We start from the raw sequence: 15,473 nt of genomic DNA, 5'->3' as shown, positions 1-15,473 counted from the left end.
TCCCTGGTGCGGCAGCGCCGTCATGTCTCCCCCTATGTACGTGATCCGTGGTGGTTGGGCGCGGACGGCTCTCACCGGCTCCCTCGGCCTCGCCCGCCACCGTGGACCAGAAACGCGACGGCTGCCAGGCTGGTCGGGGCCCATATGGCGATGAACGTCTCGATGGCCGGGTCCCACCCATCGAGGACGAGCAACAGCAGGAACGTCCAACCGCTCAGGCCGGCCACGGCCCAGCCGCTCCTGGCGAGCGGATGCGGCCTCCGGCGGTGTGCGGCGGCCTCATGGTGCCGGAGGTACCACTGCGACGCGTGAACGCCCCAAACTCCGCCCAGCAGGAGGATGATGCCTCCTCCGGCGAAGCCCTGCGCGGTACCTTCCGGATACGCGTCGGTTCGCTGCCCGGACTCGCCTGCCCAGAGCGCGATGATCTCGCCCCGCCAGATCGTGCCGGCGACCCGATCGCCCGGGCTTACCTGAACCAGGAACGCGCTGACACCGCTCAGCCTCGCCTCCCCGGCGGCCTCGTCGGAGCCGGAGACTTCCACCCAGCCCCCCGGGCTCTTGCCACGGTGCACTCGAACGGTGTCGACGGTGAACCAGGCTGCCCGCAGGCAGTCTCCTGTGACTGTCCCACGGCACGCGCCCGCCCCCCGGAACGCGCGCTCCTCGGCCACGGCGTGGGGGAGCCGCGTGAACAGCGTTGTGCCCGCGACGAGGGCTGCCGCTCCGGCGAGCCCGATGAGGACGGCCAGTATGCGAAGCCGCGTCCTGTCATACGGCTTGCCGTGCCGTGGATCCGGTGTCACGGCCGGACCGCCCAATCGTCCAGCTTCGCGAAGACGAGGGTCATGGCGCCGCCGCCGGCCGCGATGAGGCCGTAGATCGCGAACATGGTCCGCTGGCCCTGCTTGCTCAGCACCTCGTACTGGCCTCTGGTCACCTCGATCCTCTGCCGCTGCGGATCGGTGGTGTCGACCGCGTAGTAGCGACCCCGGACGGTGTCGGTCGCCTGGAGGCCGGAGTCGTCAGAGAACGCTCCGGTGACCAGGACGGCCCCTGACAGGGCCAGTGCCACGAGCAGGGCGTGCACCCGGCCCGGCAGGGCTTTCAGGGCACGCCACTGGTTCGACTTGCTGCTCGCGAAGCCCCTGGCTCGGAACTCGAGCGAGATGCTGCGGAAGATCGTCGCGGCGTGGAGCGGGAAGAGCAGCGCGAAGCCGACGCCGAGGAGGATCCCCTCGCCGGCGAAGGGCGGAAGGTGAGGGACGGAGCTGTAGGCGGCTGCCAGCAATGCCACTGTGGCCAGAGCCAACTGAAGCCCCGCCTGCACCTTGAAACTACGTTTCACACCGTCCCCCATCAGACTCGTGTCCCAGCCGGTGATCTCGACCTGCGCACTCGTCTCCGCTGGCGCGAATGTGGGCGGCGGGGTCGACGGCGGAGAGTCCATGCCATGGGCGACATTGCCGATGACGGCAACGGTCAACAGGCTTGATTCGCTGCCCCGCCGTCAGCAGATGTTGCCACCGAACCGCACAAGGGTTCACTGCCGGATCCCGGAAGTTCTTGACGGGTTCCTGATGCCGCTACCGCGCGCCCAACGCCTCCGACACGACCGGGGCGACCCGGTCCACCGCCTCGTCCAGGACCAGGTGCCCCGCGTACGAGCGGGTGTGGGGCACCTGCCATGCGTCGAGGCGCCTCTCGCGCCAGTCGCGTACACGGTCGTGCGCGGCCGCGCTGCGGTAGATCGACCGCATCGCGGCATCGTAGAACGGCGAAACGGGCACGGCATCGTGCCAGACACCGATCCCGGCGGGCGAGGGCGATATCGTTGCGCGGTCCATTGACGTCCTTTTGACGCCATATCGGCAGGGGAAAGGGGCGGCGCCGGTGGTCGTAACCGTGCCCCAGCGCGCACGAGCTCTCTTCACGACCCATCCCGCCCGAACGGTGGTGCTCGGGTTCGCGAGTGTGGTCGTGATCGGCACGGTCCTGCTGATGCTGCCGCTCGCGACGGAGGACGGTGGCGGCGCCGTTTTGCTGACCGCACTGTTCACATCGACCTCCGCCGTGTGCGTCACCGGCCTCGCGGTCGTCGACACCGGCACCTACTGGAGCGGTTTCGGCGAGGGCGTCATCCTCGTGCTGATCCAGGTCGGCGGCTTCGGCATCATGACCATGGCGTCACTGCTCGCTCTCCTCGTCTCGGGCCGGCTCCGGCTGCGGATGCAGCTGACTGCGCAGGCGGAGACGAAGAGCCTCGGCATCGGAGACGTACGCAAGGTCCTCCTCGGTGTGGCGGGCACGACGCTGGCGGTGGAGCTCGCCGTCGGCGCGTTCCTCGCGCTGCGGTTCCGTTTCGGGTACGGCAACGGCTTCGGCGAATCTGCCTACCTGGGGTACTTCCACTCGGTGTCGGCCTTCAACAACGCCGGGTTCGGTCTGTACGCCGACAGCCTCACGCGGTATGCCCAGGACCCTTGGGTCACGCTGCCGATCGCGCTCGCCGTCATCCTCGGCGGCATCGGCTTCCCGGTCATGCTGGAACTGCTGCGCCACCGCCACCGGGTGCGTACGACCGGCCGGAGGAACTGGACTCTGCACACCAGACTCACCGTCATCACGACCGTGGTCCTGCTGGTCGTCGGGACGGTGCTCACCGGCCTGCTGGAGTGGACCAACCCCGCCACGCTCGGGGCGCACGACGTCTGGGGCAGGCTTCTGAACAGCTTCTTCTACTCGTCGATGAGCCGCACCGCCGGGTTCAACTCCCTCGACATCGGTGCACTGCAATCCTCCACGCTCCTGATGACCTGCGTCCTGATGTTCATCGGCGGCGGCAGCGCGGGAACGGCCGGCGGCATCAAGGTCACCACCTTCGCCGTCCTGGCCGCCGCGATCCTGGCCGAGGTACGTGGCGAGCCGAACTCGGTCGTCCTCGGCCGCCGTCTCGCCCCACACGTGCTGCGCCAGGCGCTCACCGTGGCGCTCCTCGGCGTGGGCCTGGTCATGGCCGCCACCCTCGCCCTGCTGTCCCTGAGCGAGGAGCCTCTGGACGCCGTCCTCTTCGAGGCGGTGTCCGCCTTCGCCACCGTCGGCCTGTCCACCGGCATCACTGCCGACCTGCCCGTCCTCGGACAGCTCATCCTCATCGGCCTGATGTTCATCGGCCGCATCGGCCCCATCACTCTCGTCTCCGCACTCGCCCTGCGCGAACGCACACGACGCTACGAACTGCCCGAGGAGCGACCCGTCATTGGCTGACTACCTGCACAACCTGCGCAAGCGCCGGCGCCAGCGGCTGACGGAGCAGCCACAGGTCTCCGCGGATCAGCGTGTCGCTGTCATCGGGCTCGGTCGCTTCGGCTTCTCCCTCGCCAACGAGCTGATGCACCGGGGCTGGGACGTCCTCGGTATCGACTCCGATGCCCGCCTCGTCCAGAAGTACAGCGACCTGCTCACCCACGCCGTCGTCGCCGACTCCACCGACCCGGACGCCCTGGTCTAGCTCGGTGTCCATGAGTTCACCAGCGCCGTCGTCGGTATCGGCAACGACGTGGAGTCCAGCATCCTGGTCAGCTCGAACCTCCTCGAAGCCGGCGTCCCGAACATCTGGGCCAAGGCGATCAGCCGCCAGCACGGCAAGATCCTCGAACGCCTCGGCGTCCACCATGTCGTCCTCCCCGAGCACGAGATGGGCGAGCGGGTCGCCCACCTCGTCACCGGACGGATGCTCGACTTCATCGAGTTCGACGACGACTACGCACTCGTCAAGACCGTCGCCCCCCAGGTCGCGACCGGCCGGCCGCTCGGGAAGTCCCAGGTCCGCAGCCGGTACGGCATCACCGTCGTCGGCATCAAGCGCCCCGGCGAAGACTTCACGTACGCCACCGCCGACACGATCGTGGAGAAGGGCGACATCATCGTCGTCACCGGCAAGACCGCGGCTGTAGAGACCTTCACAGAGCTCCCCTGACCGTTAGGATCCCCTGCGGGTGAGCCGGGAAGTCTGGTCGGCACAGTCCTCCGCCTGCCCGGAAGAAGCCACCATGTCTCTGACCCTCGTCCTGCTCGCCGTGTGGGCGCTCGCCTTCCTGACGTTCAACACCGTCATCGCCGTACGGGTCTGGCGGCTGACCCACCTGCCCCGATGGCGCCGCGCGATGCCGGCGCTTCTGCTCTGTGCCGCGGTGGCCGCGAGCCTCAGCCGGGCCACGGGCACGACCATCGTCGCGGAGACCTTCGCGTTTCCGTTGAATGCGGCCACGGCACTCGTGGGAATCCACGAAATACGTCGGCACCGCGTATGTGCGCACGGCATCGCGCAGGGTGAGTCGGCGTGAGCCCGTGGGCGAGCTGGACGCTCCTGGCCACCGGTGCCGTCTTCGTCCTCGTGCCGAGCATCGCCCTTCTACGAGGCTGGAGACCCGGCAGCTTGCGGCGGTCCGAGGGACCTGTGCCCTTGCTCGGCTGGGCGGGTGTGGCGCTGTACGGGGTGGTGCTGACCGGAGAGGTCCCGCGCCTGGCCGGCACGTCGACCGGCGTGCGCGCTGCATGCGGGTACACAGCTCTCGGGCTTGCCGCTTTGTCCGTCGCCCTCGTTGTCCTCTACGACCACCTGGCGCATGCCTCGCGGCGGAAGCGTCGCTGAATCCTGTCATCGGGACGTGGTCAGCACGGCGGAGTGCGCCCCCGGCCGGGTGATCTCACCGTCGGGAGGCCCGGGCGACGAGTTCAGGGCGGCCGTGAGGATCAGTCCCAGGAGGGCGATGGCGGCCAGGACGACAGCGGTCACGAGTCGTGGATCACGTCGTGAGAGGCGGGCCTTCACCGATCGCTCCTGGCGCCCGGGAAACTGCTGGTTCAGCGACTCCATCATGGTGCTGAGGGCGGGATCGTCGTGTGTGAGCCCTCGCTCGATATCGGCAAGGATGCGCTCGTCATCTGCGGGGTGACTCATCGTGACCCCCTCCACCTGCCGCTGCGGGAAGTCCTACCGTCAGTGTGCCCGTCCGGTGCCGCCTCGACGCGTTGAGCGGTCACAGATCCTGGTCGGGCCACCCGAGGAGGCGGGCGCCGATGACGGCGGTCTGGAGGGCGTAGCGCTGGACGGGATCGCCGGGGTCGGCGCCTGTCAGGCGTTGGATGCGGTCGAGACGGTACGTCATGGCCCGCACGCTGAGGTTCAGGCGGCGGGCCGCCTGCGCGGTGACGCAGCCGGTGTCGAAGTACGCGGTGAGGGTGTCCAGGAGCGGCCGGGCCCCGCCGCGTGCTTGCTGGAGCGGGCCGAGCACGGTGCGTACGAGGTCGGCCATGGCCTGCCGGTCGCGCGTCAGGACGGGGTAGACGAGCAGGTCGGCGGCGTGCAGGACCGGGTCGTTCAGGTCCATGCGTGCGGCGAGGTCGAGGGCGTTGAGGGCTTCTTCGTAGGAGTGGACGACGCCGCCGGCGCCGGGGTGGGACCGGCCGATGGCCACCTGACCCCCGTCGGTGGCGGCGTACGCCTGCTTCGCGAAGTAGGCCAGTACCTCGGGCTCGTCGGCCGGGGCGACGCAGATGAGTCGGCCGTCTTTGGTGGTAAGCAGGATACGGCGGTTGCCGAAGCGTGCGACGAGCGACGACTCGACGGCGCGGGTGACCGCGTAGCCGTCGTCGTACGGCTCCCGGCCCTGCGCGACGGCCACCGCGTGGGCATGGGACAGGAGCAGCCCGAAACGCTCCGCCCGTTCGGCGAGCCTGCCGAGGTCGCTGCGGCCGTAGAGGAGATCGTCGATGAACTCGCGTCGCGCTGCCTCCTCCTGGCGCATCGCCAGGTGCTGCGCCCGGTCGTGGCCCTCGGCGAAGGCGTCCACGGCCTGCCCGACAGCGCTCAGGAGATGGGCGGCTGCCGCATGCGGCAGCTCGGGGTGCACACGCTCCGCAGCGGAGAGGTGGGCCCGGACAAGACTCCGCAGCCCGATGCCGGCCTCCGCGGCCCGCTCCCCGCGGGACCGCAGCGCATCCAGCTCGTCGCGTGTGAGTCTGCGGCGTGTCGCGCACACACTCGACAGCATCTCGGAGTACCCCTCCAGATACTGCTCGGCGGTGTCTCGGTCCGTCACGGCCCCTCCCGGATTCCTGTCGCGCCTTTGACGAGTTCCTGACGCGCGCGGTCCAAGGGTGGCATGTCGCTCTTTGGGGGCGTCTCTGGCATCAAGAAGGCGTCAAAGACTGCCGGTTCACGGCAATGCCCTCGCGGTCTCTGCTGGGACAGGATGGTCTCGCAAGAAGGTCCAGGCGCCGAGTCGCTTCCTGGATCGGGAAACTTCGAGACATCACGGGGGATCGATGCGCGAGCTCTTGAACGCTGCATTCGGCTTCCCGACGATGCTGTTCACCGCCGCTGTGATCGTCGTCGCAGGCTTCTGGCTGTTGGTCCTGTTCGGTGTGGCGGAGTGCGACGGCTTCGACTCCGACGTGGACGCCGAAGCCCTGCGTCTCGACGGAGTGCCGGTCTCCGTGGCCGTAACCCTGTCGATCGCGGTCAGCTGGCTTCTGAGCGTGGGCGGCGCAGTGCTCCTGGCGCGTGCCGGCTTGCCCGGTGTTCTTTCGCACCTGCTCTCCACGGCTCTGCTGCTGGTGGCCCCGCTCCTCTCCTGGCAGGTGACGCGGCGGCTCGTACGGCCGCTGTCGAAGCTGTTCCCCGACGAACCTGCGCTGTCGCGGCAGGACGTCGTGGGTCTGTCAGGTCCGCCCGAACGGGACCGACCCACAGCTTCTGGGCAGTGCCCTTCTGCTGTGCCGGTACGACGAGGCCGATAGCTCGTCCCGGGCGCGCGCAGCCGGTAGGGCGCCCGCCCACGTAACGCCGCCGCTTGAGCCTGCGGCTCCCTATTTCCTCCACTGACACGGGGTTTCTCATGGATGCCATCACCCCGGGCATCGGCGTGTCCGTCGCCGTTGTCCTGCTCATCGCCGTCGCTCTGCTCTTCGCCGTCACCCGGCTGTTCCGGAAGGTGGAGCAGGGCAAGGCCCTGATCGTCTCCAAGATGCGGAAGGTCGACGTCACCTTCACCGGCCAGGTGGTTCTGCCTGTGCTGCACAAGGCGGAGCTCATGGACATCTCGGTCAAGACGATCGAGATCAGTCGGACCGGCCGGGACGGGCTGATCTGCCGGGACAACATCCGGGCCGACATCCGGATCTCGTTCTTCGTGCGGGTCAACAAGACGGTCGAGGACGTCATCAAGGTTGCCCAGGCCATCGGCACCCAGCGGGCCAGCGACAAGGAGACGCTGCAGGAGCTGTTCAACGCCAAGTTCTCCGAGGCGCTGAAGACCGTCGGCAAGCAGCTCGACTTCACCGATCTGTACACCAAGCGCGAGGAGCTGCGGTTCCGGATCATCGAGATCATCGGCATCGACCTCAACGGCTACAGCCTTGAGGACGCGGCCATCGACTACCTGGAGCAGACCCCGCTCTCCCAGCTCGACCCCGGCAACATCCTCGACGCCCAGGGCATCCGCAAGATCACCGAGCTGACAGCCGTCGAGAACGTCCGCACCAACGAGTTCCGCCAGCACGAGCAGAAGGAGATCACCCGGCAGAACGTCGACGCTCGCGAGGCCATCCTGGAGCTGGAGCGGCGCCAGGCGGATGCCGAGATCAAGCAGAAGCGGGAGATCGACACCGTACGGGCACGGGAGGAGGCCGAGACCGCGCGCGTGGTGGAGGAGGAGCGGCTGCGGGCGCAGAGCGCTTTCCTCAAGACGGAGGAGCAGCTCGGGATCCAGCGCGAGAACCAGGCCCGTGAGGTAGCCGTCGCGCAGAAGAACCGCGAGCGGGTCATCGCCGTCGAGAACGAGCGGATCGAGAAGGACCGGATGCTGGAGGTCATTGCCCGAGACCGGGAGACCGAGCTCACCCGCATCTCCGCGGAGAAGGAGGTCGAGGCGGAGCGCCGGGACATCGCCGAGGTGATCCGGGAACGGGTCGCCGTGGACCGTACGGTCGCCGAGCAGGAGGAGTCCATCAAGCGGCTGCGGGCCGTCGAGGAGGCCGAGCGTGAGCGGCAGGCCGTGATCATCGCCGCCGAGGCCGAGGCGCAGGAGAAGCTGGTCAAGGACATCAAGGCCGCCGAGGCCGCCGAGCAGGCCGCCGTCCACCGCGCCGCCGAGGAACTCACCCTCGCCGAGGCCCGGAACAAGGCAGCCGACATGGACGCTCGCGCCAAGATCCGCCTCGCCGAGGGCATCCAGGCCGAGGCCGCCGCCGAAGGGCTCGCGGCCGTGCAGGTGCGGGAGAAGGAGGCCGACGCGATCGAGAAGGCCGGCCGCGCCGAGGCCGAGGCCACCGAGGCCCGACTGCGCGCCGAGGCCGTCGGCACCCGCGAGAAGGCCCTGGCGGAGGCGACCGCGATCGGCGAGAAGCTCAAGGCCGAGGCGGCCGGTCTGACCGAGAAGGCGGCCGCCATGGCCGCGCTCGACGAGGCGTCCCGTACGCACGAGGAGTACCGGCTGCGTCTGGAGGCCGAGAAGGACATTCGGCTCGCCGGGCTCGAAGTGCAGCGCCAGGTCGCAGAGGCGCAGGCCACGGTGCTCGCCACCGGCCTGGAGAACGCCGATATCAACATCGTCGGCGGCGAGTCGGTCTTCCTCGACCGCCTGGTCCAGTCGATCGCGCTCGGCAAGTCCGTCGACGGCTTCGTGGAGAACTCGCACACCGCGCAGGCGCTCGCCGGCCCGTGGTTGAGCGGAGACGGGTCCTTCACCGAGGACCTGACCAAGGTGCTCGGCTCACTGTCCACCGCTGACGTGCAGAACCTCAGCGTGTCCGCGCTGCTGGCGAAGGTCATGAAGTCCGGGGTCCTGGACATGGCGGCCCCGACCGGCACCGAGGCGCTGAACGGCGCCGTCAAGAGCTGACCGCCCACGGGGGAGCGGTCAAAGCGGGTCCGGTGCCGGCAAACGGGGGAGTTACCGGCACCGGACCCGTATCCACCACGGTACAAGGAGCGGAACGGGATGAGCGCGGGAATCGACCAGGACACGTACGCGGTGCTGCGCGACCGCCTCGTCGCGCAGGCCGGTGAGCTGGCCCGGCGCGCCGAGGCCCTCAACCAGGCGCGGATCACGGAGTTCGGTTCGGGCGAGCTGACCCTCGCGGGCACCGACCGCATCCGTACCGCGAGCAACGGCCTGGCCCGAGACATCGTCGCCGTCGGCGAGGACGTCCTGCTCCTCGGCCGCCACACGGCATCAGCGGACCGGGCCAAGACTTTGGTCTCCGATGTTTTCAACCTGTACGACCGCGAGCTGAACCCGCTGCCCGAGGGCGCGGTGCCGGGTCTCCTGGACGACCCGGACTTCGTACGGGAGTTCACCGGCCTGTACCGCTACTTCCGGGGTACGCGCCTGCTGCGGCTGCGCCGCCTGGAAGGCCGCCTCCTCGCGGTGTTCCAGACGGGGGAGCAGGCCGACGACCTCCGGGTCCTGCGCTGGTCGATCGGGCCGTCGGGCGAGATGCGTTTCCTCGACGCGCAGGGTGAGCGCGATCACGTCTTCCCTCCCTCCCACGACGTCCACTGGGTGGAGACGACCCGCGACGACCACGTGCTGGGCCGGCACCCGCACATCTCGCTCGACGGCCGCCTCTTCGTCTCCACGGTCGGCGGGACGTTGACGGTGAAGACGGAGAACGACACCGAGACCGACGAAGGCGTCCACAGCGAGCCCGTCGACGAGCCTCTGCAGTCCCTGGCCGACGCGGAGGTCGCGTACGCGACGGTGGGCGCGCTGATCGTCGTGCAGGTCCGCCCGTACAAGGAGGAGACCCGGCGGTATCTCGTCTTCAACACCCTGACGGGGACCGTGGTCCGCCTCGACGGCATCGGACAGGCGTGTCTGCGGCTGCCCGAGGACGAGGGCATTGTCTTCCCCGGGGGCTACTGCCTCGCCTCCGGCACGGTGAAGACCTTCGACATGGACCTGGGGGAGCCCACGTTCGAGCGGGTGGTCCGTTCTCCCAACGGCGAGGACATCCTGTTCGTCTTCCACGCCCAGGAGTCCGGACGCAGCCTGCTGCTCCCGTACAACCTGATCCGCAAGGAGATCGCGAACCCCGTCTCCTGCCGCGGATACGCGCTGCTCGACGACGGGACGATGGTCGTGCTGCGCGCCGAGGACGCGGAGCCGAGCCGCGTGCACCCGGCCCAGTTCTGGCGGACGCCGTACGTGGCCGACACCCATGTGACACCGCCGGGCGACGGGCCGCTGGCCCGGATCGGCAACGCGGATCTCGTCCGGGGCATCTCCGACTGCCTCGCCATCGCCCGGCAGGCCGTCGAGCTGACGCCCGCCGGCGCGGTGTACGAGTCGCTGGCCGCCGCGTGCGAGCGCGCCACCGACGTTCACCACTGGCTGGGCGATCCGGAGACGGGCGACCTGCAGGGTCCGCTGGCCGAGCTGCGGCGCACCGCCGCGCAGGTCCTCGACGAGTTCGAGACCGTGACCACACTGACCCGGCAGGCGACCGACGCGCTGGCCGAGACGACCCAGCGGATCACCCGGCTCGTTCGGCGCATCCGGGGCGAGGCGCCCGCCACGGCCGAGGAGTGGATCGCGCGGATCACCGAACTGCGCCAGGCACAAGGCCACCTGGTGACCCTGAAGGAGATGCGGTACGCCGACACGGCGAGCATCGACGCGCTCGCCGCTGACGTCGAGGCCGACATCGCCTCGGCCGCGCAGCGGGCCGTCGCGTTCCTCCAGCGCGAGGACGCCTTCACCAGCCACCACAGGGAGGCGGAGACACTCGCCACGCAGGCCGGGGATCTGACCACCGTCGCCGAGGCGGGCCCCGTCGGCGACCGGCTCGACGAGCACACCCTTGGACTGCGGACGCTCAGCGAGATCGTCGCCGGCCTCGACATCGGCGACGCGACCGTACGCACCTCGATCCTGCAGCGGATCGGAGACGTCCTCAGCTCGCTCAACCGCGCCCGTGCCGTCCTCGCCTCCCGGCGCGCCGAACTCCTCGACCAGGAGGGCAGGGCGGAGTTCGCCGCCGAGCTCGCCCTGCTGGGCCAGGCCGTCACCGGCGCACTGGCGGCGGCGGACACCCCGGAGCGCTGCGACGACCAGCTCGGCCGCCTGCTGCTGCAGCTGGAGAACCTGGAGTCCCGCTTCGCCGAGCACGACGGCTTCCTGGCCGACATCGGCGACAAGCGGACGGAGATCTACGACGCCTTCACGGCGCGCAGGCAGTCCCTCCAGGACACCCGCGCCCGCCGCGCGGAGCGTCTCGCGGAGTCCGCCGGCCGGGTGCTCGAGGCGATCGCCCGGCGTGCCTCCACCCTGGGCGACCTCGACGAGGTGCACACGTACTTCGCCTCCGACCCGATGGTCGCGAAGGTCCGTCGCATCGCGGTGGAACTGCGGGAGCTCGGGGACCGGGTACGGGCGGAGGAGCTGGACGGCAGGCTGGCAGCCGCCCGCCAGGAGGCCGGACGCGCCCTGCGGGACCGTACCGACCTGTTCTCCGACGGCGGTGACACGATCCGGCTCGGCCGGCACCGCTTCGCCGTCAACAGGCAGGCCCCGGAACTCACGCTCGTACCGTACGAGGACACCCTCGCCTTCGCGCTGACCGGAACCGACTACCGCGCCCCCGTCACCGACCCGGAGTTCGCCGCGACCCGGCCGTACTGGAACCGGACACTGCCGTCCGAGTCGCCAGAGGTCTACCGCGCCGAACACCTGGCAGCCCGCCTGCTCACTGAACACGGCCCGGACGGCCTGGCCGGCGCGGACATCGCCGAACTCGCCCGGCGGGCGGCCGAGGCCGCCTACGACGAGGGCTACGAGCGCGGCGTCCACGACCACGACGCGGCGGCGATCCTGGCGGCGGTGCTCAGGCTCCACGAGGGTGCCGGACTCCTCCGGCACCCGGCGAAGGCGCGCGCGGCCGCCCAGACCTTCTGGCGCCACTCGACCACCGTTGCGGCCCGCGAGCAGTGGACCGCGCGTGCGGTCTCACTGACCCAGGCCCGTGACCTCTTCGGTTCGGCCGCGGCCTTGGACGGACTCCAGCGGGAGCTGGCCGAGGAGATCGGCGACGCGACCGCCGCCGCGTATCTGATCGCGGAACTGGCCTCCGGGCCGCCGGGCTTCGCCGTCTCCGCCCAGGCACTCACACTGCTGGACAAGTTCCGCCGCGTCGTCGTCGACTCCGCCTACGACGACACCCTCGCCGCTCTCACGGAGCCGGCCGCGCGCCGACAGCTCGTCGAGGCGTGGCTCACCTCGTACGCATCGGCCTCCGGCGAGCAGCTCGACGAGGGCGTACTCGCCGAGGCCGTCGCCGTCGAACTCAACCCGGATCTCGACCACTACGAGGTGGGCGTCGTGACCACGGCGACCGTCACCGGAATCCTCGGCACCCACCCCCGCGTGGCACGGGGCTCGATGCAGCTGCGCCTGGACGAGTACCTGGCCAGGACGCGGGCCTTCGCCGATGTGGACGTGCCCGCCTTCCGCACCTACCAGCAGCACCGGGCGGAGCTCGTCACAGCCGAGCGCGCACGCCTGCGCGTGGACGAGTACCGGCCCCGCGTCATGTCGTCCTTCGTCCGCAACCGGCTCGTCGACGAGGTCTACCTCCCCCTGATCGGTGACAACCTCGCCAAGCAACTCGGCGCGGCCGGCGACGCCAAGCGGACCGACTCCCACGGTCTGCTGCTGCTCCTGTCCCCGCCCGGCTACGGCAAGACCACGCTGATCGAGTACGTCGCCGACCGCCTCGGCTTGCTCCTCGTCAAGGTCGACGGTCCCGCCCTCGGCCAGGACACGACATCGCTGGACCCCGCTGAGGCGCCCGACGCCGCAGCGCGCCGGGAGCTGGAGAAGATCGCCTTCGCGCTCGCGGCAGGCAACAACGTCCTGCTGTACCTGGACGACATCCAGCACACGTCGCCGGAGTTCCTGCAGAAGTTCATCCCGCTCTGCGACGCCACCCGGACGCTGGGCGGCCACGACCTGCGCGGCAAGCGATTCGCCGTCTGCATGGCCGGCAACCCCTACACCGAGTCCGGGCAGCGGTTCCGCGTGCCCGACATGCTGGCCAACCGGGCCGACGTGTGGAACCTCGGCGACGTGCTGACCGGCAAGGAGGACGCCTTCGCGCTGAGCTTCGTCGAGAACGCCCTCACTTCCCACCCCGTCCTCGCACCGCTCGCGGGCCGCGACCGCGCCGACCTGGAGCTCCTGACCCGCCTGGCGGTGGACGAGCCCACCGCACGACGCGACCGGCTCACCCACCCCTACGCCCCTGCCGAACTCGACCGGGTCCTCGCCGTCCTGCGTCATCTGCTGACCGCCCGCGCGACCGTCCTCGCCGTCAACGCGGCCTACATCGCGTCCGCCGCCCAGTCCGACGATGCCCGCACCGAACCGCCCTTCCGGTTGCAGGGCTCGTACCGCAACATGAACAAGATCGCGGCCCGCCTCTCACCCGTCATGAACGACGCCGAACTCGCCGCGGTCATCGACGACCACTACACCGCCGAGGCCCAGACCCTCACCACCGAGGCCGAGGCCAACCTCCTGAAGCTCGCGGAGCTGCGGGGAACCCTCACCGCCTCGCAGGCCGCCCGCTGGTCGGAGGTCACCATCGCCTACCTGCGGGCCCAGGCACTCGGCGGCGCCGGCGAGGACCCGCTGAGCCGGGCGGTCGCCGCCCTCGGCCTGCTCGCCGACCGCATCACGGCCGTGGAAGCGGCGATCACCCGCGCGACGGGCCCGCGCCATCTGCTAGCCCGTCCGGCAGGAAGGCATGCGGCAGGACCGGCAGAAGCTGCCCGCTAGGCAGCGTGAGGTGTCTGGTGCTGCATGCGTTCCTGCATGTGGCCGAAGAACTCCTCCGGCCGCGTCACGCCGGCCGTCACTCGGGCGAACTCGTCCTGCCCCGAGCGGCTGCGGGACGTGGCGAGGAGCAGCTCCTGCATCCCGGGGGGTGGTGGTTCCAGCGTCGCGAACTCGGCCGTGAACTCGTACATGCTCATGACCTCGGAGTCCCTCGCCTCCTGGCAGGACCGCATGGCTTCGACGAAGGGCCGGCGGCCGGCGAGCACGTCGTCGAGTGCCCGCGTGCACCGCTCCGCGTCCCGGAAGGCGTCCTGGATGCCCTGGGCGGTGATGGGATCCTTCAGATACCCGGCGTCTCCGACGAGGATCCAACCGGGGCCGAACGGCTTGCGGAAGTAGTTGGGGATGGCCATGCCGACGAACCGCTCGGCCTGAGTGGCCTTCGAGACCCGCTCGGCGAAGGCCGGGGCGCGGGCCAGTGTCGCGTGGTAATTGCCTTCGATGTCGCCCCGGTTGGCCTCGAAGTCGCGCATGGGCCAAGCGGAGATGACCATCGTCAGGTCGTCGTTGGTGGGCCAAGCGGCGAAGGCGCGGTCCTCGCGGTCGAACGCCTCGAACTGCCCGTACATCGGCAGGCCGGCCCAGTACGTGTAGTAGTACGCGTTGATCTTCGGCTTCTCCGCGTAGCTGGTGGCGGCCGTGGCCTTCGCGACGGTCGAGTGGAGTCCGTCGGCGCCGACGACGATGCGCGCGTGGTCGGTGGCGGTTCTTCCGTCCTTGCCGTGCCCTTTGATTCCGGTGACCGTCCCGCCGTCGAAGAGGATCTCCTCGACGGTGAATCCCTCGCGCACCTCGGCGCCCGACCCCGCTGCAGCATCGACGAGGATCTTGTCCAGGACCGTGCGGCGCGGGGCGTAGGAGACGTCGAAGCCCTCCCCGGCAGGGGACCCTGCGATGAGGAAGGGGCCCAGGTCGAACGCGTAGATGTCGATTGCGGGGCAGCCCGTCGCGACCACCCGGTCCAGCAGTCCCCAGCGTTCGAGCGCGGCCAGCCCGGGCGGATGGATCAGATGGGTGGAGATGGTGTCGCTGGGGAACGTCGCCCGGTCGACCAGGAGGACCCGGTGACCGAGGCGGGCCAGAAGCATGGCGGTCGGGGCACCTGCACACCGTGCGCCGACGACGATCACGTCGTAATCCTGGGTTCCGGCACCGGACGCGCCGGCCGTGCTGGCCATGGACCTCACCTGCCGATCGAGCACCGCCCGACGGAACGGTCTGCGGGCAGGCGGGGTGCCTTTCGCAGTCGCGGTGCGTCACTTCCACGCTAGACCAGGCCCGCGCGCCGTTCCCGCCGAGCCAGGGACGACTGTCTGTGGCCATCCTGCTGGACAGGGGTGTCATGTACTCAAGCCCCTGACCTGCAGAGATAAGTGCACTGTGAACGGACATCCTGTCCGGATAACGGTCACGTCACGCTTGCTGGGACTTTCGAAGATCACCGTACGTTATGTGATGTCTGTCACGCTGCGTGTCGTCGACGTCGTGGTAGGAATGCGCAACTTCGCAGGTGGCGCTACCCCTTGCCACTCCTGCGCGGTGCCGGCTCGCGCCGGCAGCACCGCTCAA

At 69.8% G+C, this 15,473-nt stretch carries 12 protein-coding genes and 1 pseudogene; 7 read left to right on the top strand and 6 right to left on the bottom strand.

The features are described 5' to 3' along the window. Positions 1–71: 71 nt before the first annotated feature. The 3 genes from ACGFZF_RS08425 to ACGFZF_RS08415 all read right to left on the bottom strand — a co-directional run bounded on the left by ACGFZF_RS08425 (position 72) and on the right by ACGFZF_RS08415 (position 1,760). On the bottom strand, positions 72–806 hold the full coding sequence (locus ACGFZF_RS08425; RefSeq protein WP_392582807.1) for a hypothetical protein: 735 nt from the start codon (positions 804–806) through the stop codon (positions 72–74). Further along, complete coding sequence (locus ACGFZF_RS08420) at positions 803–1,348, bottom strand: hypothetical protein (RefSeq protein ID WP_392582808.1); 546 nt, start codon at positions 1,346–1,348, stop codon at positions 803–805. Before ACGFZF_RS08420 ends, ACGFZF_RS08425 begins: the two co-directional genes overlap by 4 nt. Before the next feature lie 238 nt (positions 1,349–1,586). After that, on the bottom strand, positions 1,587–1,760 hold the full coding sequence (locus ACGFZF_RS08415) for a hypothetical protein (protein ID WP_392582809.1): 174 nt from the start codon (positions 1,758–1,760) through the stop codon (positions 1,587–1,589). A 133-nt stretch (positions 1,761–1,893) separates the two neighbouring features. Here ACGFZF_RS08415 and ACGFZF_RS08410 point away from each other — a divergent pair, with 133 nt between their 5' ends. The 4 genes and pseudogenes from ACGFZF_RS08410 to ACGFZF_RS08395 all read left to right on the top strand — a co-directional run bounded on the left by ACGFZF_RS08410 (position 1,894) and on the right by ACGFZF_RS08395 (position 4,346). Next, positions 1,894–3,267 (top strand): TrkH family potassium uptake protein, encoded by a 1,374-nt coding sequence (locus ACGFZF_RS08410; RefSeq protein ID WP_392582810.1) that lies wholly within the window; start codon positions 1,894–1,896, stop codon positions 3,265–3,267. Then, positions 3,260–3,676 (top strand): annotated as a pseudogene (locus tag ACGFZF_RS08405) (potassium channel family protein); the annotation flags it as partial. The gene ACGFZF_RS08410 and the pseudogene ACGFZF_RS08405, both read left to right, overlap by 8 nt. A gap of 21 nt (positions 3,677–3,697) precedes the next feature. Continuing rightward, positions 3,698–3,979, top strand: a complete 282-nt coding sequence (locus ACGFZF_RS08400; RefSeq protein WP_393552948.1) for a TrkA C-terminal domain-containing protein — start codon at positions 3,698–3,700, stop codon at positions 3,977–3,979. A gap of 73 nt (positions 3,980–4,052) precedes the next feature. Continuing rightward, positions 4,053–4,346: a hypothetical protein gene (locus ACGFZF_RS08395; RefSeq protein WP_392582812.1), complete on the top strand. Its 294-nt coding sequence runs from the start codon at positions 4,053–4,055 to the stop codon at positions 4,344–4,346. Between the two features lie 314 nt (positions 4,347–4,660). On the opposite strand, the gene ACGFZF_RS08390 is transcribed toward ACGFZF_RS08395, so the two are convergent. Next, the gene (locus tag ACGFZF_RS08390) at positions 4,661–4,963 is read right to left on the bottom strand and encodes a DUF3040 domain-containing protein (RefSeq protein WP_392582813.1); all 303 of its coding nucleotides are present in this window, start codon (positions 4,961–4,963) and stop codon (positions 4,661–4,663) included. Positions 4,964–5,042: 79 nt separating this feature from the next. Next, on the bottom strand, positions 5,043–6,056 hold the full coding sequence (locus tag ACGFZF_RS08385; RefSeq protein ID WP_392583022.1) for a PucR family transcriptional regulator: 1,014 nt from the start codon (positions 6,054–6,056) through the stop codon (positions 5,043–5,045). Positions 6,057–6,330: 274 nt separating this feature from the next. Here ACGFZF_RS08385 and ACGFZF_RS08380 point away from each other — a divergent pair, with 274 nt between their 5' ends. From ACGFZF_RS08380 to ACGFZF_RS08370, 3 genes are all read left to right on the top strand, one after another. Continuing rightward, positions 6,331–6,804, top strand: a complete 474-nt coding sequence (locus tag ACGFZF_RS08380; protein ID WP_392582814.1) for a hypothetical protein — start codon at positions 6,331–6,333, stop codon at positions 6,802–6,804. Positions 6,805–6,902: 98 nt separating this feature from the next. Then, positions 6,903–8,906, top strand: coding sequence for a flotillin family protein (locus ACGFZF_RS08375; protein WP_392582815.1), 2,004 nt, complete (start codon positions 6,903–6,905; stop codon positions 8,904–8,906). 99 nt (positions 8,907–9,005) lie between these two features. Beyond that, positions 9,006–13,844 carry a DNA repair ATPase gene (locus tag ACGFZF_RS08370; protein WP_392582816.1) on the top strand — a complete coding sequence of 1,613 codons (4,839 nt, stop codon included), beginning with the start codon at positions 9,006–9,008 and terminating at the stop codon, positions 13,842–13,844. On the opposite strand, the gene ACGFZF_RS08365 is transcribed toward ACGFZF_RS08370, so the two are convergent. Continuing rightward, positions 13,841–15,082, bottom strand: coding sequence for an NAD(P)/FAD-dependent oxidoreductase (locus ACGFZF_RS08365; RefSeq protein WP_392582817.1), 1,242 nt, complete (start codon positions 15,080–15,082; stop codon positions 13,841–13,843). The genes ACGFZF_RS08370 and ACGFZF_RS08365 overlap by 4 nt on opposite strands. Between the last annotated feature and the right edge of the window lie 391 nt (positions 15,083–15,473).

It is taken from the genome of Streptomyces sp. NPDC048338, from assembly GCF_043201055.1.
Lineage (GTDB): Bacteria > Actinomycetota > Actinomycetes > Streptomycetales > Streptomycetaceae > Streptomyces.
This window is presented reverse-complemented; position numbering and strand designations above follow the sequence as displayed.